The sequence below is a fragment of the Bacillus sp. ABP14 genome, assembly GCF_001831375.1.
GTDB lineage: Bacteria > Bacillota > Bacilli > Bacillales > Bacillaceae_G > Bacillus_A > Bacillus_A paranthracis.
Genome location: NZ_CP017016.1, coordinates 4,204,513 through 4,227,223, shown reverse-complemented (window position 1 = coordinate 4,227,223; position 22,711 = coordinate 4,204,513). Strand labels below are relative to the sequence as shown.

Sequence of the window (22,711 nt, the reverse complement as noted above, 5' to 3'; positions counted from 1 at the left end):
AAGGGGGACCTGCAACATGTTAGAAAGAACGTTGCGTGTATTAGAATATAATAAAGTAAAAGAACAATTACTTGAACATACAGCATCTTCACTTGGTCGTGACAAAGTGAAGAACTTAGTGCCGAGCACTGATTTTGAAGAAATTGTAGAGATGCAAGATACAACGGATGAAGCAGCGAAAGTCATTCGTTTAAAAGGCAGTGCACCATTAGGTGGCATTACGGATATTCGCTCCAATGTGAAGCGTGCAAAGATTGGAAGTATGTTAAGTCCGAATGAACTACTTGATATTGCCAATACGATGTATGGTAGTCGCAATATGAAACGTTTCATTGAAGATATGGTTGATAATGGTGTCGAGCTTCCGATTTTAGAAACTCATGTCGCTCAAATTGTATCTTTATATGATTTAGAAAAGAAAATTACAAATTGCATCGGTGATGGCGGTGAAGTAGTCGATAGCGCAAGTGATAAACTGCGTGGTATTCGTACTCAAATTCGTACTGCGGAAAGCCGCATTCGTGAAAAGTTAGAAAATATGACGCGTTCTTCAAACGCGCAAAAGATGCTGTCTGACTCAATTGTAACGATCCGTAACGAACGTTACGTAATCCCAGTAAAACAAGAATACCGCGGCGTATATGGCGGTATTGTTCACGATCAATCGGCTTCTGGACAAACGTTATTTATTGAACCGCAAGTCATTGTAGAATTAAATAACGCGCTTCAAGAAGCACGTGTGAAAGAAAAACAAGAAATCGAACGCATCTTATTAATGTTAACAGAAGAAGTGGCAGTGGAAGCGGATATCGTTTTATCAAACGTAGAAGTAGTTGCAAATCTTGACTTCATCTTTGCGAAAGCTTTCTATGCGAAGCGAATTAAAGCAACAAAACCAATCGTAAATAACGAGCGTTATATGGATTTAAGACAGGCACGTCATCCGCTTATTGATCCAGAAGTTATTGTGCCAAATAACATTATGTTAGGTAAAGATTTCACGACAATTGTTATTACGGGACCGAATACAGGTGGTAAAACAGTTACACTGAAAACAGTTGGTATTTGTGTTTTAATGGCGCAATCTGGTCTTCACATTCCAGTAATGGATGAGTCAGAGATTTGTGTATTCAAAAATATCTTTGCTGATATCGGTGATGAGCAATCGATTGAACAAAGCTTAAGTACGTTCTCCTCACATATGGTGAACATTGTTGATATTTTAGAAAAAGCTGATTTTGAAAGCTTAGTTTTATTCGATGAGTTAGGTGCTGGAACAGACCCGCAAGAAGGGGCTGCACTAGCCATTTCAATTTTAGATGAAGTATGTAATCGTGGTGCTCGCGTTGTTGCTACGACGCATTATCCAGAATTAAAAGCATACGGATATAATCGTGAGCAAGTTATTAATGCGAGCGTTGAGTTTGATGTAAATACATTAAGTCCAACGTATAAATTATTAATCGGTGTACCAGGACGTAGTAATGCCTTTGAAATTTCGAAACGCCTTGGATTATCTGATCGCGTCATTGAGCAAGCTCGTAATCACATTAGTACAGATACAAACAAAATTGAAAATATGATTGCGAAGTTAGAAGAAAGTCAAAAGAATGCAGAGCGTGACTGGAACGAAGCAGAAGCACTTCGCAAGCAATCGGAAAAACTGCATCGTGAATTACAACGTCAAATTATTGAATTTAACGAAGAGCGTGATGAACGATTATTAAAAGCGCAAAAAGAAGGGGAAGAAAAAGTCGAAGCTGCAAAGAAAGAAGCAGAAGGCATTATTCAAGAACTTCGTCAATTGCGTAAAGCACAGCTTGCAAATGTGAAAGATCACGAGTTAATTGAAGCGAAGAGCCGTCTAGAAGGCGCAGCACCAGAGCTTGTGAAGAAACAAAAAGTAAACGTGAAAAATACTGCGCCGAAACAACAGTTACGCGCAGGTGATGAAGTAAAAGTATTAACGTTCGGTCAAAAAGGTCAATTACTTGAAAAAGTAAGCGATACAGAGTGGAGCGTACAAATCGGTATTCTGAAGATGAAAGTAAAAGAGTCCGATATGGAATACATTAACACACCGAAGCAAACAGAGAAAAAAGCAGTTGCAACAGTAAAAGGTAGAGACTATCACGTTTCTTTAGAACTTGACCTTCGTGGTGAACGATTTGAAAATGCAATGGCGCGCGTTGAGAAATATTTAGACGATGCCCAGCTTGCAAGCTATCCTCGCGTATCAATCATTCACGGTAAAGGAACAGGAGCACTTCGCCAAGGTGTACAAGATTACTTGAAGAAGCATCGCGGTGTGAAAACATTCCGTTACGGTGATATGGGCGAGGGAGGCCTAGGTGTAACAGTTGTCGAATTAAAATAGAAAACAACGAAACAAAGGGGAAACCATTATATGTTTATGGACAAACTTGCAAAAGTATTGTTAGCTTGTTGCGGAATATTTTTGGTGATTGGGGTTATTTATTTAGTTGTTTTTGCGAAGTAAACGAGCGTCAATCGTGGCATAATGATATTGCCATAGATTGACGCTTTTAATATATATGAAAAGGAATAAGCTATGAAAATCAACCAATATATAAGCGAAGCAAAATCTTGCTCAAGACGTGAAACAGATCGCCTTATTAAAGCTGGACGCGTGGCGATTAACGGTGAAATATGTACGCACGGTGAACTCGTGGGCGATGGTGATGTTGTAACGATTGATGGGCAGGTTATTGCAAAAGAAGAGAAAGAAAAGGTGTATATCGCCTTTCATAAGCCAGTTGGTATTACTTGTACAGCAGCTGATCATATTGAGGATAATATTATTGATTATATTAATTATCCTGAGCGTATCTTTCCTGTTGGACGATTAGATAAAGCGTCAGAAGGTCTTATTTTATTAACGAATGACGGTGCGATTTCAAATCAAATTTTACACGGTGATCATGAGCATGAGAAAGAATATGTTGTCACAGTCGATAAACCTTTTACAGATTGGTTTATTGATGAGATGTCCAGCGGTGTAAAGATTAAAGATGGGATGACGAAGCCGTGTAAAGTGATGAGAGTGAATCAGTCTACATTTCGCATCGTTTTAACGCAAGGGATGAACAGGCAAATTCGTAGAATGAGCCGTGCTTTCGGGTTTACTGTAACAAAGCTAAAGCGAATTCGCATTATGAATATAGAGCTAAATGATCTTGAAGTAGGAAAGTGGCGAGACATTACAGCTGAAGAATTAGAATTATTAATAGGACAGTTATAGGGAGGGAAAATTTTCTCCCTATATTTTTTTGTCAGAAAAAATAAAACTATTGATTTTTTAAAAAATAGCCCATATAATAAAAAACAACAAGTTTCGACAAGATATTTTATAAAAGTAATGATGAGGACATGAGTTGTTTTTTACGATTCTCAGAGAGGGAAGCCTAGGCTGTGAGCTTCCTAATACGGACAGACAAACTTACCACCTCTAAACTTCAAGAGTGAACTGCATGATGCATTGTAATTCTTGGCGGATAAAACCGTTATCAATTTACACGAGCTATAAAATGAGCTTATTTCGTTATAAATTCATTTTATTAGAATAAGGGTGGAACCACGATTTCAACACTCGTCCCTTTGTTAGGGACGGGTGTTTTTTGCGTTCTTTTACGGGGAAGTATGCTTGAAAGAGGATATATGACGGGTTTTAATTCAGAATATTTTGTTAAATTTAAATTAGGAGGTTAGTAGAAATGAAATCATCTTTAAAGTTTTCTGAGATGTTTGCAATAAGTTTAATGTTATTTGCACTATTTTTCGGTGCGGGTAATATGATTTTTCCACCAGCATTAGGACAAGGCGCTGGAACAGATGTATGGATCGCACTATTTGGTTTTGTCGTAACAGGCGTTGGATTGCCTTTATTAGGCGTTATCGTTATAGCTTTAAAGGGAGATATTAATGAGCTAGCAGGGCGTGTACACCCTATATTCGCACTAGTTTTTATTACTGCAATTTATTTATGTTTAGGCGTATTCGTAAGTGTGCCGCGTACAGGAACGGTTGCTTATGAAATGAGTGTTGCACCATTTTTACCAAGTGAAATAGCTGGTCAATCGTATCCACTTGTTATCTTTACATTTATTTTCTTTGCTCTCACTTTCTATTTAGCTTTAAACCCATCAAAATTAGTGGGCCGCATCGGTAAAGTATTAACTCCGATTTTATTAGCTGTTATTGCAATTATTGTAGTGAAAGCACTTATTACACCAATGGGTGAATTTGGTGCACCAACAGAAGCATATAGTGCTCCGCTATTTAAAGGTTTTATTGACGGATATTTAACTTTAGATGGACTTGCAGCACTTGTATTCGGAAATGTTGTAATTCATGCGTTAAAAGAAAAAGGTATTACAAATAAAAATAGCATTGCAAAAGTAACAATTTTTGCAGGATTTATTGCGGCACTTGGTTTACTACTAGTTTACTTGGCGCTTGCTTATCTCGGAGCTTCTAGTGTCTCTCTTGGAATGGGAGCCAACGGAGGGATTATTTTAACAAACGTTGTAAATCATTTATTCGGTAGTTACGGAACTCTATTATTAGGAATCGCAATTACAGCAGCATGTTTAACAACTTCTGTAGGTATTGTTGCAGCTTGCGGAGAATATTTCTCTTCTTTATTACCAAAACTTTCTTATCAAAAGGTTGTTTTCATTTTCTGCGTATTAGCATTTATGGTAGCGAATCTTGGATTAACTCAGTTAAATGCATTAGCATTACCAATCTTAATCGCAATTTACCCAATTGGTATCGTGCTAATTATATTATCACTGGTTGAAAACTATATTCGTCTTCCTTTAGTAATGTATGTAGGTGGTATTGTAGGAGCATTCATGATTAGCTTCTTTGATGGATTACACAATGCAAATCTTGAGATTGCAGCATTAACACCAATTTTAAATAAAATTCCATTATATAGTGTTGGGATTGGTTGGTTCGTTCCTGCTCTAGTAGGTATTGTAATTGGATATGTCATTTCATTGTTTCAAAAGCAAGAAGTTACTGTAGAAAAATAGAGAAAAGAGGCTTTCTATGAAAGAAAGCCTCTTTTTTTGTAGAAAAAGCCACATATAAGGAAATTCAGATATTTAAAGTTTTATACGTAATATAGTTGACAAAAAAATTATGAGTAGGCTAAGATTGACTTAGTTGTGGAAATATTGGAAGGAAAGTGAGGAGTGAAAGGTATAAGGTTTTCTATAACAATATTATTTTTGTAGATAGAGGTGATCAAGTAGGAAGATGGATAGTTTTATTTTTTTTGAGATTCATTGAGAATGATAATCAACAAAATAAATAGAGACTTATGTTAAAATACGAATCGCTCTTTATAAAGAATAGAGAGGGATATTATTTTTAACATGAATTGAGAATGATAATCAATAATAGCTGTATTACATAAACAAATTACAATTAAATAAGGATAGAAGATTATTATTTTTTTCTAATACAATGAGAATAATTATCATTTTCAAAAAAAGCAGGGATGAAAGATAAACAAGGAGGAAGTAAGTCAAATGAGAAAGATTTCTGTATTACCCGCTTTTATTATAACGTTCGTATGTATGCTAGCTTTTCTTGTCATGCCATATGGGAAAGTTGCAGCACAACTAGCTGACGGTACTTACGATATTAACTATGTCATTCAAAAAGCGGAAAATGATTCAGCTTCAATGGCAAATGATTATTTTGAAAAACCAGCTAAGCTAGTTGTGAAAAATGGTGAGATGAGAGTGCAAATCCCGATGAATCATAGTGCTTGGATTACAGAATTTAAAGCACCTGAGAACGGGAATTTTGTTGATGCAAAAGTTGTTAGTAAAGATGAATCGGCAGATAAAAGAACAGTAGAGTTTAAAATAGATGATTTATCTAAACCAGCAGCTGCAAAAATTCATGTTGTTGTACCAAACGTAAATTATGACCATAACTACACAATTCGCTTTGCATTTGATGCAAATGTAAAAGCGGTAGGTGGAGAAAATAAAGCAACAGCTGTAACAAAGAATAACGATCAAACAAAAACAGATACAAAACTAAAAGAAGAAGTGAAAAAAGAAGAGAGTAAAGAAGCAAATAAAGAAGCGAACAAAGGAACAAATGAAAGTGGTAAAGCTGAAAAAACAGATAACCCAAAAACAGGCGATGAAGCACGTATCGGATTATTTGCAGCGTTAATCCTTATTTCAGGAGTTTTCTTCATTCGTAAAGTACGTCAAAACTAAATAAAGGAGCGGTATTCCATTGAATAGATATTTTAAAATTGTTGTTGCGATGTTCTTAATGATATTTACATTCGTATCAACATTACAACCTCTTGCAGTTCAAGCAGCGACTCAATTAGCTGACGGTGAATATTCAATCGGTTTTAAAGTTCTTAAAGATACATCGGATGAAGTATCTAAGATGAATGATTATGTTATAAGTCCAGCTACTTTAAAAGTAAAAGATGGCAAACAAAAAGTCTCATTTACTTTAAAAAATAGTGAATGGATTACGAAGTTTACAACAGAAAAAGATGGTCAGTTTGTTGATGTAAATGTGATTGAAGAGAATAAAGAGAAGAATACTAGAGTAGTAGAATTCGATGTGGCAGATGTAGCAAACGTTTTAAATGGAAAAGTCAAAGTCGATATCGATGCGATGAATTATCATCATGTTTTTGATGTTCGCATCAAATTTGATTCAAGCAGTATTACACCAGTTCATGTAGAAAAGCCAAATGAAAAAGAGGATCCAGCAAATAAGCCAGATCCAAATGAAAAACCGGATCCAAGTCAGAAGCCCGACCAAAAGCCTGACCCAGATCAACAACCAAATTCTAACACAATTGCAGATGGAGAGTACAGCATTCCATTTAAAGTGTTAAAAGATCAAACAGATGAAGAATCTAAGATGAATACTTACATGGTAAATCCAGGAGTATTAAAAGTAGAAAACGGTAAGAAAAAAGCATTTGTAACACTAAAAAGTAGCTCATTAATTAAAAATTTCCAAACGGAAAAAAATGGTGCATTTATTGATGCAAAAGTAGTGAGTGAAGATAAAGAAAAAGATACAAGAGTCGTAGAATTTGAAGTAGACGATGTATCTAAAAAACTAAATGCAAAAGTTTTTATTGAAATGGCATCAAGAAATTATAAACAAACGCATGAGGTACAGCTTTCATTTGATCAAGAAAAACTTGAGCCAATTAAGAACGAAGAAAAGCAACCGGATGAAGATAAAAAGCCAGAAGTAGAAAAACCAGATGGAAACAAGAAACCAGATGCTGACACAATAAAAGATGGTGAATACAGCATCGATTTCAAAGCTTTAAAAGATCAAACAGAAGAAATTTCAATGATGAATACGTATACAAAAAGTCCAGGCGTGTTAAAGGTAAAAAACGGTAAAAAATATGTATCATTCACATTAACGAATAGTGCATGGATTACAAAGTTTGAATTTGAGAAAAATGGTTCGTTTATTGATGCAAGTGTATTAAGTGAAGATAAAAAGGCTGATACACGCGTAGTGGAAGTAGAAGTAAACGATTTATCTAAAAAGTTAAATGCAAAAGTGAAAGTAGATATCGATTCAATGAATTACCATCATTTCTACAATATCCAATTTGCATTTGATAAAGATAGCATTCAGCCAGTAGAAAACCAAGGTGGAAACAATAACGAAGGTGGAAACAACAACGAAGGCGGAAACGAAAACCAAGGTGGAAACAACAACGAAGGTGGAAACGAAAACCAAGGTGGAAACAACAACGAAGGTGGAAACGAAAACCAAGGTGGAAACAACAACGAAGGCGGAAACAATAACCAAGGTGGGAACAACAACGAAGGTGGAAACAACAACGAAGGCGGAAACGAAAACCAAGGTGGAAACAATAACCAAGGCAATAACACAACCATTGATCCAAAAGCTCTTAAAGATGGTGAATATAGCATTGGTTTTAAAGTTTTAAAAGATAAAACAGAAGAAATTTCAATCATGAACACATATACAAAGAGTCCAGGTTTATTAAAAGTAAAAGATGGTAAGAAGTATGTATCGTTTACATTAACGAATAGTGCGTGGATTACAAAGTTTGAGTATGAAAAAAATGGTTCTTTCGTTGACGCGAAAGCGTTAAGTGAGAACAAAGAAAAAAACACAAAGGTAGTAGAAATAGAAGTAGATGATTTATCAAAAAAATTAAATGCAAAAGTAAAAGTAGATATTGATGCGATGAATTATCACCATTTCTACGATGTTCAATTTGTGTTTGATCAAAATAGTATTAAAGTTTCAGGTAACGAAGATGGAAACAACAACCAAGGTGGAAACGACAACCAGGGCGGAAACGATAGCCAAGGTGGAAATGACAACCAAGGTGGAAACAATAACCAAGAAGGAGATAATAAGCCGAAAGTAATCGTTGATCCGAAAAATTTAGTAGATGGTCAATACGATATTCCATTTAAAGTGTTAAAAGACAAAACAAATGAACTTTCAAAGATGCATGACTATACTGTGCATCCAGCAAAATTAATCGTTAAAGATGGTAAAAAGTACATTGAGATGACACTGAAAAATAGTGCGTGGATTACGAAATTCCAAACAGAAAACAATGGTCTATTTGCTGATGCGAAAATAGTGAGCGAAGATAAAAATGCAAATACGAGAGTAGTGCAATTTGAAGTAAGTGATTTATTTGCAAAATTAAATGCAAAAGTAAAAGTAGATATTAACGAAATGAACTACCATCATTTCTACGATGTACAAATCCAATTTGATACAAATAATATTGGTGCGTTAGGAACGATTAAAGAGGATCCCAAAAAAGATCCGAAGAATGATCCGAAAAATCCAGTAACTACACCGAAAGTAGATAATGTAAAAACAGTAGGAACTCCTGATTTTAACCGAAATGCAGATGGTAAAAAGAAAAACGAAGCTACAAATAATGATGCGAAAAAAGAGAAAAACTCAAAAACTGCAGATACAGCACAGCTTGGTTTATACATGGTGCTACTGCTTGGGTCACTCGCTTTACTAGTTCGTAAATATAGAGCTGGTAGATTGTAATTTTGGGAGTCTTGATGCGTTTTCGGGCGCATCAAGACTTGTTTCATATTGTTTGGAAAGGAGTGGTGATTAAGAGTGAAGAAAATTGCAAGTGTACTAATGGCTATCATTTTATTAGTGAGTATAGCTGGTTGCTCCCCACAAAAAAAAGAAACAGCGAAGCCGGCAAAGAGTGAAGATAAAGAGAGGGTTGTTGCAACGACCGTCGCTGTTACTGAAATTATGGATGCGTTAGAAGTAGATTTAGTTGGTGTGCCAACGAGTACGAAAGATTTACCAAAAAGATATAAAGGTTTAGCTGAAGTCGGGAATCCGATGAGTCCTGATATGGAAAAAGTAAAGTCGTTAAAGCCGTCAGAAGTATTATCCGTGACAACACTTGAATATGAATTAAAGCCAGTGTTTGACGGTGTAGGTATGAAAGCAAATTTTGTGGACTTAACTAGTTTAAAAAATATGCAAAATTCCATTAGTAATTTAGGTAAGCAATATGGACGCGAAAAGCAGGCTGAAGCAGTTGTAACGAAGTTAGATAAAAAGGTTGCTAGCATTCAAAAAGAAGTAAAAGGAAAGAAAGAACCGACAGTGCTTATTTTATTAGGTGTACCGGGGAGCTATTTAGTAGCAACTGAGCATTCCTATATTGGTGATTTAGTGAAACAATTAGGTGGTAAAAACATTGTACAAGGTGAACAAGTAGAATATTTAGCTTCTAATACAGAGTATTTAAAGAAAGCTGATCCGGATATTATTTTACGAGCAGCTCATGGTATGCCTGATGAAGTTGTAAAAATGTTTGATAAAGAATTTAAAACAAATGATATTTGGAAACACTTCGCTGCAGTTAAAAATAATCGTGTTTACGATTTAGAAGAGCGTTTATTTGGAACGACAGGAAATTTAGCAGCAATCGAAGCTTTAGATGAATTGAAGAAAATGATGTATCCGTGATGCATTTTCATATAAAGGAAGAGTGAAATGAATAAAAAAACTTGGAGTTTCTTCATTGTTACTGTATTGCTTATTGTTATGACGTCATTGTCAGCAATGAAAGGGAGTTTAGAAGTAGGTATTGTTGACCTTGTGCAAGGGATATTTACAGGGGCAAATGAAGATGTTGAAGTCATTAAAGATTTACGTTTCCCACGTATTATTATTGCACTGTTTACTGGGGCGGCTCTTGCTGTTTCTGGTGTGCTTTTTCAAGCTGTTATGAAAAATCCACTCGCTGATGCTGGAGTGATCGGTATATCTTCAGGAGCAAGTTTTATGACACTTGTTATTATTACGTTATTCCCGCAATTCTTTTTCTGGACACCAGTATTCGCCTTTTTAGGTGGTGCGTTTGCGTGTTATCTCGTTTATGCCTTTTCATGGAAGTCAGGGTTAAGTCCACTTCGTATTATTTTAGTTGGTATAGCTATTAATGCGATGTTTACTGGATTAAATGAATCTTTCATTACGATTTGTGGATATTTCATTAAGAGTATTAAGCAAACGACGACTTCTAATATAACGATGAAGACGTGGAGCGATGTAGAAATAATGGTTACGTATGGAACAATTGGTCTTATTCTTGCACTGTTTGTAGGAGCTTGGTGTAATTTATTATCGCTACAAGATAAGACTGCGAAAAACTTAGGTTTGCACGTGACGAGAGTTCGTCTTATTATTTCTGCTATTGCAGTACTTTTAGCGGCAGTATCAACAGCGATTGCAGGAGTCATTGCTTTTGTTGGATTACTTGTTCCGCATATTTCGAGACAACTAGTTGGTTCAGACCATAAAGTGTTGATTCCATTTTCTGCACTTGCAGGAGCGTTATTAATTTTGACGGCGGATACGATTGGAAGGTTAATTGTGCCACCTAATGAAATTCCAGCAGCAACAATTATGGCAGTCATTGGTGGACCATTCTTAATATTCTTGCTTAGAAAGAGTGATAAAGTTCATGGAAATTAAAAATGTAACCTTTTCGTATGATAATGTAACGGATCGATTAAAGTCGGTTAGTAGTGAAATAGAAATTGGTAAAGTTACAACAATTATTGGTCCAAATGGTTGCGGGAAATCGACATTACTTGGCGTGATGTCAAGAAATCATGATCCTCGTAGCGGAGAGGTCATACTAGATGGGAAAGCAATTAGCCAATATAAACCGAAAGAGTTTGCTAGAAAGTTAGCCGTTGTCCATCAACAAAATGAAGCACCAGCAGATATGACGGTAGAGAAATTAACAAGTTTTGGTCGTATGCCTCATAAAAATATTTTTTCCTCGCAAACCGATGAAGATAGAGAAGCGATCGAAAGGGCTTTAGCATATACGAATTTGCTAAGTAAACGTGATAAAGAGATTCATGCTTTATCTGGTGGAGAAAGACAACGTGTTTGGATTGCCATGACGTTAGCTCAGGAAACACCAATGCTCTTTTTAGATGAACCGACAACCTATTTAGATATTTATTATCAACTTGAAATATTAGAGTTAGTAAAAGAGTTAAATGAAGTACATGGATTGACGATCGTCATGGTATTACACGATATTAATCAGGCGATTCGCTATAGTGATCACATCATCGTTATGAAAGATGGCGAGATTGTTACGAAAGGTAAGCCGGATGACGTTGTGACAGAAAGTATGATAAAGGTGATATACGGTGTAGATGTCGTGGTAAAGCAAGATGAAGATACAGGATTGTATATGGTCCCAATGGGTATTTGAATATACGAACAATCCGTTTTGAGGTGATAATTTGAGTAGTAAAAAAGAACGGAAGAAGAATTCTTTTTTTCAACGAATACTTACAGTTGTTTTTTTAGGTACCTTTTTCTATTCAGTATATGAATTAGGTGATATTTTCATGGATTACTATGAAAATCGTAAAGTAATGGCCGAAGCACAAAATATTTATGAAAAAAGTCCGATGGAAGAGCAATCACAAGACGGGGAAGTGCGTAAACAGTTCAAAGCTCTGCAGCAAATTAACCAAGAAATAGTTGGATGGGTTACGATGGATGATACACAAATTAATTATCCAATCGTTCAAGCGAAAGACAATGATTACTATTTATTTCGTAATTATAAAGGTGAAGATATGAGAGCAGGAAGCATCTTTATGGACTATCGCAATGATGTGAAATCTCAAAATCGAAATACTATTTTATATGGTCATCGTATGAAAGATGGTTCTATGTTTGGAAGTTTAAAGAAAATGTTAGATGAAGATTTCTTCATGTCGCATCGTAAATTATATTACGATACATTATTTGAAGGATATGATCTTGAAGTGTTCTCGGTGTATACAACAACAACTGATTTTTATTACATTGAAACGGATTTTAGCAGTGATACGGAATACACATCATTTTTGGAGAAAATTCAAGAAAAATCGTTGTATAAAACGGATACAACAGTAACAGCAAGTGATCAAATTGTAACACTTTCGACGTGTGACTATGCACTCGATCCAGAAGCAGGAAGATTAGTCGTACATGCGAAACTAGTAAAAAGACAGTAAATAAAAAAGTATAGAATATGAGAAGTGGTAACGCTTCTCATATTCTATACTTTAAAAAAACAGTTTTTACTGTGCTGCAGCCATTGGCATACGTACAACTTTTACATCATAGTAAGAGATTTTATTATCAAGAATATAATCTGGCATTCCGCCTTGATGGGAGTGAGCAGCTTTAAATGCTGGGCTCTTTGTCCAACCTTGGAAATCTTCTTTTGCATTCCAGCGCGTGCTAATTGTTACCTCGTCATAATCAACTGTATTTTGCGTTAGAAGAACTTCTAATCCTAAAAATCCTGGCATTGTTTCGACTTGACCTACTTTATTAAAACGATCAATTAATTTATGTCCATTTCCCTTTGTAATTTTAGCTGTATTTGTAACAATAATCATGTTTATTCCTCCTATAAGTTGTAGCCTTTATTTTCGAGAATTCATATACATTAAATGATAATGAAAATCATTATCATTGTCAATGGTAATCTTAAATTATGATAATATTTTTAATCCCGCTATTTGCTGGGCAGTAAGACCCTCACCTCAAAATTTAGCGAAAGCGAAGAAGTTAGGTGGAGGGCGGGCTGATTAAAGTTTCACTTTATGTAGTATAATATCCTCCTGTTGACTATATATTTAACTTGGTTATATATTATGTAAATAGAATCAATTGAAAATATATAGAAGTAAAGTATGGTTTATACTTTGCTGTCGCAATACTATGAACAAGGAGGGCATTATGGTTGAATCACTTTTACTTAGTATCGTTATTATTATTACATTAGGTATTGCTTCACAATGGACTGCATGGCGTTTCCAGCTTCCGGCGATTGTTGTTATGGCAGTTGCTGGATTATTAATTGGTCCGGTTTTGGGTATTATTAATCCCAAAGAGGTGCTTGGGGATGTTTTTAGTCCACTCGTATCACTCTCTGTTGCGATTATATTGTTTGAGGGTAGTTTAAGTTTAGATATACGTGAACTGAGGGGGCTATCAAAACCAGTATTTCGTATCGTTACGTTTGGTGCGTTTATCGCGTGGATTGCTGGCTCGCTTGCAGCTCATTACGTCGCTGGATTAGATTGGGCGGTTGCATTTATTATTGGAGGACTTTTTATTGTGACAGGTCCAACGGTAATTATTCCGTTGTTACGCCAAGCGCGATTAAAACCAAGAACAGCTGCAATTTTAAAATGGGAAGGGATTATCGTTGATCCATTTGGCGCTTTGCTTGCTGTATTCGCCTTTCAAATTGTAAATTTCTTAACGAAAGAAAATGTACAATTACATACGTTGCTGTACTTCTTTGCAGGTTCATTATTTGCAATGGTACTCGGTTATGTATTTAGTATTTTTATGAGCTATATGATTTTAAAGGGAAAAGTACCAGAATATTTAAAAGCCCCAATTTTGCTAGTTACGGTACTGTTATGTTTTGGCATTGCGGATGAAGTGATGCATGAAACAGGTATGCTAGCTGTGACAGTAATGGGGATTACGCTTGCGCGGATGAAAAAATATATTTCTTCTATCGGTGATATTCGTCATTTTAACGAAAATATTTCTGTGCTACTAACGTCGACTGTTTTTATCATATTAACAGCATCCCTTCCAAGAACAACGATTATGGAGATTTTCAGCTGGCCTATTATAAGCTTCGTACTTATGATGCTATTTGTTGTACGCCCTTTATCGATTTGGATATCGACAATCGGCACAGAGTTAACAAAAGCAGAACGGGCGCTAGTTGGCTGGATTGCGCCGCGAGGTATTGTTGCATTAACGGTTTCAAGTTACTTTGCGACGGAGTTATTACAAGAAGGTTATAAAGATGCTTCTATATTAACGGCACTTACATTTGCACTCGTTATTACGACCGTTTGTGCTCATGGATTTTCAATTGGATTTTTAGCGAAAAGATTGGGATTGGCGAATACGGAGCCACCAGGAATTTTAATTTCAGGTGCGAGTACATTCTCATCTGCTTTTGCATTGCACTGTAAAGAAATGGGTATTCCAAGCTTAATTGTAGATGTATCAGAAGAGCATTTGCAATGTGCAAAGGTGAAAGGGCTTAATACATATAATGGCCAAGTACTTTCTGAACAATTACAATTTGAAGTTGATATGAATCAGTACGAATACTTAATTGCAGTTACAGATACGGATTCTTATAATGTATTAGTCGCAAATACATACGTACCGCAGTTTGGACATCATAATACATTTTTACTTCCAATCCATGATGTGGAAAAGATTGAACAAGAACGCATTTCCCTTTCGAAAAAAGCTCATTTACTGTTTGGTCAAAATGAAATTTATGAAGAATTAAATAGAAAAATTGAAGATGGTTATACGTTTAAAACGATACAAGTTGCAGAAGAACAAAAGATTAATAAAGAAGAAATCGATTCAGAGGATTTAATACTATTTATTCGCCATAGAGATGGTAGTCTTACTTTTTCAACATTGTATAAATATATAGCTGTTATGCCAGGGGATGAGCTAGTTGTACTAGCAAAGCAATAATATGGTATAGTGAAACGAGGCTGTTTTTCAGTCTCGTTTTTTAAGTGCTTCCTATAGAGAAAGCATGCAAATGGAAAGGAAGTTTTTATATGCGATCAGAAGTAACTGTAAAAATAAAACCGAAATTTATAAAAGAAATTAAAAGTGGGTATCCACTTATTTTAAAAGATGCAATCCAAAATTTAAATGATGTTCAGGAAGAAGGAACAATCATTAAAGTAGTAGATGAGAAGAACCAATTCATCGGAAAAGGCTATTATGGAAAACAAAATAAAGGGTACGGCTGGATTTTAACGAGAAAAGAGAGTGAACAAATTAATCAATCTTTCTTTGAAAGTAAAATTAAATCTGCCTTACATAAACGAAAGCAATTTTACAAATCAAGTGATACGACAGCATTCCGTGCCCTAAACGGTGAAGGTGATGGTCTTGGCGGCTTAATCATCGATTATTATGATGGATATTATGTAGTAAGTTGGTATAGTGAAGGGATTTATACTTTCAGAGATGAGATTATAGCAGCTCTTCAAAAAGTAGCAAACTTTAAAGGCATTTATGAGAAGAAGCGTTTTGATACGAAAGGGAAATACATTGAAGGTGATGATTTCGTAGCAGGAGAGCGCGGTGAGTTCCCGCTTATCGTAAAAGAAAATGGTGTGAACTTTGCGGTGTATTTAAACGACGGGGCGATGGTTGGTGTATTTTTAGATCAACGTAACGTTCGAAAACAAATTCGTGATAAGTATGCGAAGGGAAGAACCGTGTTAAACATGTTCTCTTATACAGGTGCGTTCTCTGTATTCGCAGCGCTTGGTGGAGCGAGCAAAACGACGAGTGTCGACCTTGCAAATCGTAGTTTAAGTAAAACGATTGAGCAGTTTAGTGTAAATGAAGTTGATTATGAAGCGCAAGATATCATTGTAGAAGATGTATTTCTTTACTTCAAATATGCAGCGAAGAAAAAAATGAAATTTGATATGGTCGTACTTGACCCTCCAAGCTTTGCGCGTTCAAAAAAATATACATTTAGTGCAGCGAAAGATTATAAAAACTTATTAAAAGAAACAATTGCCATTACAGAAAATAACGGGATTATCGTTGCTTCAACAAATTGTAGCGCATTCGATATGAAAAAGTTTAAAGGCTTTATTGATACAGCATTTAAAGAAATGAATGGCAAATATAAAATATTAGAAGAACATTCTTTACCAGAAGATTTCCGTACAATCGATCAATTTAAAGAAGGAGACTATTTAAAAGTAGTTTTCATTGAGAAAATTAAAGGGTAATAAAGAAAAAGGAGCTCGAGTTTAGTTGAGCTCCTTTTTCTTATTGAACGATATTTTGTACTCTACCGACTTGCCCGTCTTCCAAGCGCACTTTAATGCCATGTGGATGAGAAGGGGAGTTCGTTAAAATATCTTTTACAATTCCACGTGTTAATTTGCCGGTGCGTTGATCTTGTTTTAATACAATATCAACTTCAAGGCCGGGTGCGATATTAGAACGTTTTTGTCCGTTCATTTATACACCTGTACGTCTACGTTGGTTGTTTGTCTTTTTCGTTTGTTGGTTTTGTAATTTTTTTGTTTCTTGGCTTTGGTTTTTGGCATTTTGACCATTACCGTTACCTTTCTTTTTCTTTGCAAGTTGTTCGCGCATTAAATCAGCTAAGCTTACTTTTTTGTTTTCTGACATGATAAGTCTCCTTTATATAAAGTTAATTATGAACTATCGTAGTAAATTTCATCATATCATTGTTAAGGAAGGAAGGGAAGTTGGTTTGAAAATTCATATATTTGTTTCAAGTCTGTAGTAGTTACGATACAATTGAATTGTTAACGTTTGTAAAAAGGGGATAGACATATGTCACATCATATTTTATTAGTTGAAGATGATCTCTCAATTCAAGAGATGGTGGAAAAGTATTTAATAAAAGAAGGCTTTCAAGTTACAATCGCGTCTGATGGAGAAGAGGGTGTGAACACATATTTAAAAGGTTCATTTGATTTGATTATCCTAGACATTATGATGCCAAAGTTAGATGGCTTAGAGGTTGTGCGAATCATTCGAGAAAAAAGTGCTGTTCCGATTTTAATGATGTCGGCAAAAGATACAGATGTTGATAAAGCTGTCGGATTAGGGCTTGGAGCAGATGATTACATTTGTAAGCCATTTTCTATGATTGAATTAGCCGCGCGTGTAAAAGCAGGAATTCGGAGATCTACGAAATATTCAGCTACAGAAACAACAGAAAAGATGATTCAAATTGGTGATTTAACGATTGATCCAATTAATTTTACTGTGAAAAAAAATGGGAATCCTCTCAAACTTACTTTAAAAGAATTTGAGATTTTAAAACTGTTTGTAAAGAATCAAAATCGTGTATTTACGAAAGCACAAATATATACGCTAATTTGGAACGAAGAGTATTACGGTGACGATAACGTTATTAATGTTCATATGAGAAGATTGCGTGAGAAAATCGAAAGTGATCCATCTAATCCAGAATACATTAAAACGTTATGGGGTATCGGTTATAAGCTGGACGTGATGTAATATGGTCAATTTGTTAATAGGTATTATTTTTATATTGTTATGTGTCATTTATATACAATATAAAATGAGGAAAAATAGTAGCAAAAATTTGCGATACACATATGAAAAATTAGAAAGTATTGTTAATGAAAAAACAGGCGAGAAGTTACTCGTTATGACAGGTGATCTAGAATTGCAAAAGTTGTTAGTGGCAATTAATCAATTGTTAGATGCGAAACAGAAAACGAATGCTGATCATGCGAAAGTAGAAATTTCGATGAGAAAAATGCTTTCAAATATTTCACATGACTTGAAAACACCACTAACAGTTATTCTTGGATATACAGAAATGTTAAATAAGGATAAAACGATAAATAAAGAAGAACAACAAATATTACTTGAAAAGGTGCATGTGAAAACATTAGAAGTAATGGAATTGATTCATAAGTTTTTTGATTTAGCAAAACTAGAATCTGGTGACAAGGCAATCGAGATGACAAAAGTAAATATGAATGAAGTTTGCCGTGAGAAAATTTTATCTTTTTATGATTTAGTGACGACGAAAGGTTTTCATGTTCATATTAATATACCAGAAAAAAATATATATGCACTTGGAAATGTAGAAGTATTAGGTAGAGTATTGAATAATTTAATATCAAATGCAATTACATATGGAGATGATGGAAAGACGCTCGGTATGACGTTAAGAGATGATGAAACGAATGTGTATATAGATGTATGGGATACAGGAAAAGGAATTGATGAATCTCATATTGATAAAGTGTTTGAGCGTATGTACACACTTGAAGATTCCAGAAATAGATTGTACCAAGGAAGCGGTCTAGGTTTAACGATTACGAAAAGGCTTGTAGAAGCGATGGACGGAGAAATACATCTTTTTAGTAAACCGTATAAAAAAACAATTTTTACAATTGTATTAACAAAGATGCAGTTTTAGCTTGTAGAGAAGTAGATTCTACAAGCTTTTTTTTCAGCGTAAGGAATTTGTAAGAAACGGGTAAGAAAAAAGAGATTTCCGTTGTCTATTATAGAAGTATAAAGTAGTGCGAAAGGAGAAAACGACATGACATATATATTAAAAACGAATCAGTTAACGAAAGTGTTTAAGGGAAAAGAAGTTATTTCTAGCGTTAACATGCATGTGAAAAAAGGAGAGATATACGGTTTCTTAGGACCGAATGGTGCTGGTAAAACAACGATTATGAAAATGATCACAAATTTAATAAAGCCGACGAGCGGTGATATTGAAATTTTCGGTGAGAAGTTAACGGATACATCTTATGAAGTATTAAAGCGCATGGGGACAATTATCGAATATCCAATCTTTTATGATAAATTAACGGCGAAAGAAAACTTAGAATTACATTGTGAATATATGGGCTATTACGATAAAAACGCAATTGACCATGCTTTACATTTAGTAAAATTGCAAGGGATCGATAATAAAAAAGTAAAAGATTTTTCATTAGGGATGAAGCAACGACTTGGTATTGCAAGGGCGATCATGACAAAGCCAGAATTACTCATTTTAGATGAGCCAATTAACGGTTTAGATCCAATTGGTATTAAAGAGTTACGAGACTTATTTAAAATGCTTTGCAAAGAATATGGTATTACGTTATTAGTCTCTAGTCATATTTTAGGCGAGATGGAACTAATGGCAGATACAATCGGTGTAATTCAAAATGGAAAACTAATAAAAGAAGTTTCGATGAAGAGTATTAACGGAAAACAAACAGAGTACATTGAAATTACTGTTCCTGATGTGAAGCGTGCAGCTTATATTTTAGAAGATAAACTCGGTATAAAAAATTACAAAATAATGAGCGGGAATATGATTCGTGTGTATGAATTGAAGGCGACGCAGCAAGCTATTTCAAAAGCACTTATTATGAACGATGTAGAAATTGAAAGTATTAATAAGAAACATAGTTCCTTAGAAGAATATTTCTTAAATGTAATGGATGGAGAGGGCATTCATGCTTAATGGATTGTTAGTGAATCTAGTAAGTGGATTGATTGTAATGTTCATAAGTGGGATTTTATATTATAGGAAACCAGAGCGGAAATGGTTGTTAATTCTACTAATGATAGGAATGTTAAGCGTAGTTACTGCTGGAATTAGAATGTTAGCAGTGTAGAGACAGTTATATAAAGAATGGAGGCGTGGTTTATATGTTTAAATTAATGAAGCTCGAATGGAGAAAACATCAATTATCTAGTTACTTTAAAAGTGTAGCAATTTGTATTATAGCAATTTTCGCTGTAGTGAGCCTTATGGCATGGGGAATGAAAGCCGAGGAAGACATGCTATTCTCTGACTTCACACAGAACATGGCGTTAGCAAATATTTTTATTAGAATAACATTCATTATTTTTAGTTCGGTCATTTTATCACGTTTAGTAATTGATGAGTATAAGAATAAAACGATCCAACTATCATTTATGTATCCGCTGCAAAGGAAAATGTTAATGAGTGCGAAATTAACAATTGTTTTTTGTTTTTGTTTTGTGAGCACGATTATCGCTACTTTCATTATTAGTTTGCTCGTATATTTTGTGAGTCCAATGATGGGACTGATTGAAACACCTGCTACGATAGGTGAAATAATAGCTACCGTTCCAACTACTGTTATAAGTGCATTTATGATATCAGGTATAAGCTTAATTCCTTTATTTTTTGGAATGAGAAAGAAATCGACACCGACAACGATAACTTCGGCAGTAATCATTGGTATGCTGATTAGTGGTAACGTTGGTGCTGGAAACGGTCAAGTAAGTATGTTTGATTTTATAGCTATTCCAATCGTGCTCTGTTTATTAGGAATTTTCATTAGTTATCTATCATTTCGTAAAATCGACAAGATCGATGTAGCATAAAACAATAACGAACTGGGGTATGAATGGTGAAAAGAATAATAGTAATTGCAATATTATTCATTACAATTGCTAGTGTAGTTTTTGGTTTTAAGGTATTTAAGGGCAAAGATTTTAAGAAAGAAAAGTCTTTTGAGATCAATAATATAAAAGAAATAGAAGTAGACAATGAAAACTGGGATATTGAATTTAGAAGTACAGACGCTAACAAAATAGTCATTTCGGCTCAAGGTAAACGTTTAGATAAAGAGGTAGATCCTGTCGAAATAGAACAGGCAGGGAATAAAGTTATAGTTAAGCAAAAACAAAAGGCGACCAGATTTTTTAATGGTTTCACGTTTAGGAAGAAAAATAGTATATGTATAGCTATTCCGAAGAAAGAAATAGATAAAATTGTATTAAATAATAAATCGGGTGATGTGAAAATAAGCGATATAGTAGTAAAAAGTATCGTGACAAAAAGCAAGTCTGGAGATGAAATGGTTGTAGGACTATCAGCTGAGAAAGGTGAATTCATATCGCAAAGTGGAGAGTTAGCTGTAAAAGATAGTTCAGTACAAGAATTAAATATAAAGTCTACGACTGGTGATAACTATATAACAAATGTAAGTAACTCAAATATGAACATCACTTCAACATCGGGAGAAGTATTACTGAAGGATATGAAAGAAGGAAAATCGTTATTTGTAGAAACAAAATCAGGAGATATTGGCGTACGGTATAAAGGTGTTCCGACTTCTTTAAAACTTACGGCTAAAAGTAATTCGTCTGACGTAATGGTGAATGTAAAAGGACTTAAGAAAGATAAAAATACAGAACATGTAAAAGCAGGAACCATTGGTGATGCGAAAAACGAAATGAAGATTTTAAGTAAAACAGGAGCGATTTATATCGATTAAATTTCAAATGAAAGGAGGACTATTATGCTACGTCTTATGAAGCTAGAAATGAAGAAGTTTAAGCTTGGATGGTATGTAAGGGGAGCGATTATTGCAAATATCGCTATACTGGCATTACTGATCTTTACGAGCATCGTTTCTCAAATAGAAGGCGATCCAGAAATAAGAGATCCACAGATGGTTTTGTTAATGGCTAGTACATTAGTAAGAGCAACGTTTATTATTTTTGGTAGTGTGTTAATCGCAAGGTTAATAATTGGTGAATATAAAAACAAAACAATACTACTTATGTTTTCTTATCCAATTAACCGAAAGAAAATGATGGTTAGTAAGTTGGTTATTACAGCAACATTAACATTTATAACAGTTATTTTATCTAATATTTTAGTAGTAGGAGTTTTCTTTGGGATAGATAGCTATTTTTCAATTCTTCCTCATTCATTCACAGTAGATCAATTGATGCAAGAAGGGATAAACCTTGTTCCTTTAGCCGTTGCAACTGCGGGAATAAGTTTAATCCCACTATATTTCGGAATGCGTAAACGTTCCGTGCCAACTACAATTGTTTCATCAATTATCGTTGTATCAATTGCAATGAATAGCACTACGTTTTCTGTAGCAACTTTTCTTCCTCTTCAACTAGCACTTGCAGCAATTGGAGTTGTGATTGCATGTTACGGAATTAAAAATATAGAGAAGGAAGATGTAACTGTATGACAAGAATAAGAAAAAAGAGTTGGCGTTACACCAACTCTTTTTGTATATGTATGCTTCGTTACTACTCTGTAAACTTGGAGTGTTTGCTTAAATAAGCTTGTACTCCTGGAGAAATATTAAAGTTATTAGGACTTTTATATTCAATAGTAAACTCTCCGTCTTTACTTGTTTCAAAGGAGATTGCATAGCTATTCATTTTAGCATCGTAAGAAGTATTTTTGACTTCCGCATCTAGATTAAAGTATTTTGTAATATATTCTTTTGATTCCGTAACTGCTGTTTGTTTTCCCAAAGGGGTACCATAACTTGTGCAATAAAGAGACACACTGATAACTCCGATAATAGAAGTTAGTAAAATAGTTCCCATAGCTATTTTTTTATTTTTTGTATTCAATTTGGTTGCCCCTCCTCATAATATGTATTCATTTTAACGTATTTTTTCCATAAAACAACCATTTAGCAAAAAATAGTTTCACATGAAACAAGTTACAGAAAAAGACAAGATGTGTAAA

The 22,711-nt window shown here is 34.6% G+C and carries 22 protein-coding genes and 1 other annotated feature; of the genes, 18 read left to right on the top strand and 4 right to left on the bottom strand.

The window, feature by feature from the left end; genetic code table 11:
• Positions 1-16 precede the first annotated feature (16 nt).
• From BGI23_RS21985 to srtB, 9 genes are all read left to right on the top strand, one after another.
• A complete protein-coding gene (locus BGI23_RS21985) occupies positions 17-2,377 on the top strand; it encodes an endonuclease MutS2 (RefSeq protein ID WP_070806929.1) in 2,361 nt (786 codons plus the stop codon).
• A gap of 195 nt (positions 2,378-2,572) precedes the next feature.
• Positions 2,573-3,262 carry a 23S rRNA pseudouridine(2604) synthase RluF gene (locus BGI23_RS21975; RefSeq protein WP_070806928.1) on the top strand — a complete coding sequence of 230 codons (690 nt, stop codon included), beginning with the start codon at positions 2,573-2,575 and terminating at the stop codon, positions 3,260-3,262.
• 108 nt (positions 3,263-3,370) lie between these two features.
• Positions 3,371-3,621: a binding site (T-box leader), on the top strand.
• A 113-nt stretch (positions 3,622-3,734) separates the two neighbouring features.
• Positions 3,735-5,060, top strand: a complete 1,326-nt coding sequence (brnQ6, locus tag BGI23_RS21970) for a branched-chain amino acid transport system II carrier protein BrnQ6 (protein WP_070806927.1) — start codon at positions 3,735-3,737, stop codon at positions 5,058-5,060.
• A gap of 501 nt (positions 5,061-5,561) precedes the next feature.
• Positions 5,562-6,269 carry a heme uptake protein IsdC gene (gene isdC / locus BGI23_RS21965; protein ID WP_070806926.1) on the top strand — a complete coding sequence of 236 codons (708 nt, stop codon included), beginning with the start codon at positions 5,562-5,564 and terminating at the stop codon, positions 6,267-6,269.
• Positions 6,270-6,288: 19 nt separating this feature from the next.
• Entirely contained in the window at positions 6,289-9,105 is a 2,817-nt protein-coding gene (locus BGI23_RS21960) for an NEAT domain-containing protein (protein ID WP_070806925.1), read from the top strand.
• Positions 9,106-9,180: 75 nt separating this feature from the next.
• Entirely contained in the window at positions 9,181-10,056 is an 876-nt protein-coding gene (gene isdE, locus BGI23_RS21955; RefSeq protein ID WP_000717360.1) for a heme ABC transporter substrate-binding protein IsdE, read from the top strand.
• Between the two features lie 27 nt (positions 10,057-10,083).
• Positions 10,084-11,067 carry a FecCD family ABC transporter permease gene (locus BGI23_RS21950; RefSeq protein WP_001036822.1) on the top strand — a complete coding sequence of 328 codons (984 nt, stop codon included), beginning with the start codon at positions 10,084-10,086 and terminating at the stop codon, positions 11,065-11,067.
• On the top strand, positions 11,057-11,827 hold the full coding sequence (locus tag BGI23_RS21945; RefSeq protein ID WP_070806924.1) for an ABC transporter ATP-binding protein: 771 nt from the start codon (positions 11,057-11,059) through the stop codon (positions 11,825-11,827). Before BGI23_RS21950 ends, BGI23_RS21945 begins: the two co-directional genes overlap by 11 nt.
• A 31-nt stretch (positions 11,828-11,858) precedes the next feature.
• Positions 11,859-12,623 (top strand): class B sortase, encoded by a 765-nt coding sequence (gene srtB, locus BGI23_RS21940; protein ID WP_070806923.1) that lies wholly within the window; start codon positions 11,859-11,861, stop codon positions 12,621-12,623.
• Between the two features lie 66 nt (positions 12,624-12,689).
• On the opposite strand, the gene isdG is transcribed toward srtB, so the two are convergent.
• Positions 12,690-13,013, bottom strand: coding sequence for a heme oxygenase (gene isdG / locus BGI23_RS21935; RefSeq protein ID WP_000587815.1), 324 nt, complete (start codon positions 13,011-13,013; stop codon positions 12,690-12,692).
• Between the two features lie 343 nt (positions 13,014-13,356).
• Between isdG and BGI23_RS21930 the strand changes: the two genes are divergently transcribed.
• Entirely contained in the window at positions 13,357-15,147 is a 1,791-nt protein-coding gene (locus BGI23_RS21930; RefSeq protein ID WP_070806922.1) for a cation:proton antiporter, read from the top strand.
• A gap of 89 nt (positions 15,148-15,236) precedes the next feature.
• Positions 15,237-16,436 (top strand): class I SAM-dependent rRNA methyltransferase, encoded by a 1,200-nt coding sequence (locus BGI23_RS21925; RefSeq protein WP_016118693.1) that lies wholly within the window; start codon positions 15,237-15,239, stop codon positions 16,434-16,436.
• Positions 16,437-16,476: 40 nt separating this feature from the next.
• Here the strand turns inward: BGI23_RS21925 and BGI23_RS21920 are convergent, their stop codons facing one another.
• The gene (locus BGI23_RS21920) at positions 16,477-16,671 is read right to left on the bottom strand and encodes a YwbE family protein (protein WP_001014308.1); all 195 of its coding nucleotides are present in this window, start codon (positions 16,669-16,671) and stop codon (positions 16,477-16,479) included.
• On the bottom strand, positions 16,672-16,845 hold the full coding sequence (locus BGI23_RS28480; protein WP_070806921.1) for a hypothetical protein: 174 nt from the start codon (positions 16,843-16,845) through the stop codon (positions 16,672-16,674).
• A gap of 168 nt (positions 16,846-17,013) precedes the next feature.
• Here BGI23_RS28480 and BGI23_RS21910 point away from each other — a divergent pair, with 168 nt between their 5' ends.
• The 7 genes from BGI23_RS21910 to BGI23_RS21880 all read left to right on the top strand — a co-directional run bounded on the left by BGI23_RS21910 (position 17,014) and on the right by BGI23_RS21880 (position 22,199).
• Positions 17,014-17,706: a response regulator transcription factor gene (locus BGI23_RS21910; protein WP_070806920.1), complete on the top strand. Its 693-nt coding sequence runs from the start codon at positions 17,014-17,016 to the stop codon at positions 17,704-17,706.
• 1 nt (position 17,707) lies between these two features.
• Positions 17,708-18,643, top strand: a complete 936-nt coding sequence (locus BGI23_RS21905; protein WP_070806919.1) for a HAMP domain-containing histidine kinase — start codon at positions 17,708-17,710, stop codon at positions 18,641-18,643.
• A 126-nt stretch (positions 18,644-18,769) separates the two neighbouring features.
• Positions 18,770-19,693, top strand: coding sequence for an ABC transporter ATP-binding protein (locus tag BGI23_RS21900; protein ID WP_070806918.1), 924 nt, complete (start codon positions 18,770-18,772; stop codon positions 19,691-19,693).
• Complete coding sequence (locus BGI23_RS28475; protein ID WP_070806917.1) at positions 19,686-19,847, top strand: hypothetical protein; 162 nt, start codon at positions 19,686-19,688, stop codon at positions 19,845-19,847. The genes BGI23_RS21900 and BGI23_RS28475 overlap by 8 nt, the downstream gene beginning before the upstream one ends.
• Positions 19,848-19,881: 34 nt before the next feature.
• Entirely contained in the window at positions 19,882-20,586 is a 705-nt protein-coding gene (locus BGI23_RS21890) for an ABC transporter permease (protein ID WP_070806916.1), read from the top strand.
• Between the two features lie 23 nt (positions 20,587-20,609).
• The gene (locus tag BGI23_RS21885; protein WP_070806915.1) at positions 20,610-21,482 is read left to right on the top strand and encodes a DUF4097 family beta strand repeat-containing protein; all 873 of its coding nucleotides are present in this window, start codon (positions 20,610-20,612) and stop codon (positions 21,480-21,482) included.
• Positions 21,483-21,506: 24 nt separating this feature from the next.
• On the top strand, positions 21,507-22,199 hold the full coding sequence (locus tag BGI23_RS21880) for an ABC transporter permease (RefSeq protein ID WP_070806914.1): 693 nt from the start codon (positions 21,507-21,509) through the stop codon (positions 22,197-22,199).
• A 61-nt stretch (positions 22,200-22,260) separates the two neighbouring features.
• Here BGI23_RS21880 and BGI23_RS21875 read toward each other — a convergent pair whose 3' ends face one another.
• Positions 22,261-22,593 (bottom strand): YfjL-like protein, encoded by a 333-nt coding sequence (locus tag BGI23_RS21875; protein WP_070806913.1) that lies wholly within the window; start codon positions 22,591-22,593, stop codon positions 22,261-22,263.
• Between the last annotated feature and the right edge of the window lie 118 nt (positions 22,594-22,711).

Excerpts from the sequence above, each read along its gene's own strand:
- BGI23_RS21985 (WP_070806929.1), top strand. The coding sequence starts at position 17 with ATGTTAGAAAGAACGTTGCGTGTATTAGAATATAATAAAGTAAAAGAA.
- BGI23_RS21975 (WP_070806928.1), top strand. The coding sequence starts at position 2,573 with ATGAAAATCAACCAATATATAAGCGAAGCAAAATCTTGCTCAAGACGT.
- brnQ6 (WP_070806927.1), top strand. The coding sequence starts at position 3,735 with ATGAAATCATCTTTAAAGTTTTCTGAGATGTTTGCAATAAGTTTAATG.
- isdC (WP_070806926.1), top strand. The coding sequence starts at position 5,562 with ATGAGAAAGATTTCTGTATTACCCGCTTTTATTATAACGTTCGTATGT.
- BGI23_RS21950 (WP_001036822.1), top strand. The coding sequence starts at position 10,084 with ATGAATAAAAAAACTTGGAGTTTCTTCATTGTTACTGTATTGCTTATT.
- BGI23_RS21945 (WP_070806924.1), top strand. The coding sequence starts at position 11,057 with ATGGAAATTAAAAATGTAACCTTTTCGTATGATAATGTAACGGATCGA.
- isdG (WP_000587815.1), bottom strand. The coding sequence starts at position 13,013 with ATGATTATTGTTACAAATACAGCTAAAATTACAAAGGGAAATGGACAT.
- BGI23_RS21930 (WP_070806922.1), top strand. The coding sequence starts at position 13,357 with ATGGTTGAATCACTTTTACTTAGTATCGTTATTATTATTACATTAGGT.
- BGI23_RS21925 (WP_016118693.1), top strand. The coding sequence starts at position 15,237 with ATGCGATCAGAAGTAACTGTAAAAATAAAACCGAAATTTATAAAAGAA.
- BGI23_RS21920 (WP_001014308.1), bottom strand. The coding sequence starts at position 16,671 with ATGAACGGACAAAAACGTTCTAATATCGCACCCGGCCTTGAAGTTGAT.
- BGI23_RS28480 (WP_070806921.1), bottom strand. The coding sequence starts at position 16,845 with ATGTCAGAAAACAAAAAAGTAAGCTTAGCTGATTTAATGCGCGAACAA.
- BGI23_RS21910 (WP_070806920.1), top strand. The coding sequence starts at position 17,014 with ATGTCACATCATATTTTATTAGTTGAAGATGATCTCTCAATTCAAGAG.
- BGI23_RS21905 (WP_070806919.1), top strand. The coding sequence starts at position 17,708 with ATGGTCAATTTGTTAATAGGTATTATTTTTATATTGTTATGTGTCATT.
- BGI23_RS21900 (WP_070806918.1), top strand. The coding sequence starts at position 18,770 with ATGACATATATATTAAAAACGAATCAGTTAACGAAAGTGTTTAAGGGA.
- BGI23_RS28475 (WP_070806917.1), top strand. The coding sequence starts at position 19,686 with ATGCTTAATGGATTGTTAGTGAATCTAGTAAGTGGATTGATTGTAATG.
- BGI23_RS21890 (WP_070806916.1), top strand. The coding sequence starts at position 19,882 with ATGTTTAAATTAATGAAGCTCGAATGGAGAAAACATCAATTATCTAGT.
- BGI23_RS21885 (WP_070806915.1), top strand. The coding sequence starts at position 20,610 with ATGGTGAAAAGAATAATAGTAATTGCAATATTATTCATTACAATTGCT.
- BGI23_RS21880 (WP_070806914.1), top strand. The coding sequence starts at position 21,507 with ATGCTACGTCTTATGAAGCTAGAAATGAAGAAGTTTAAGCTTGGATGG.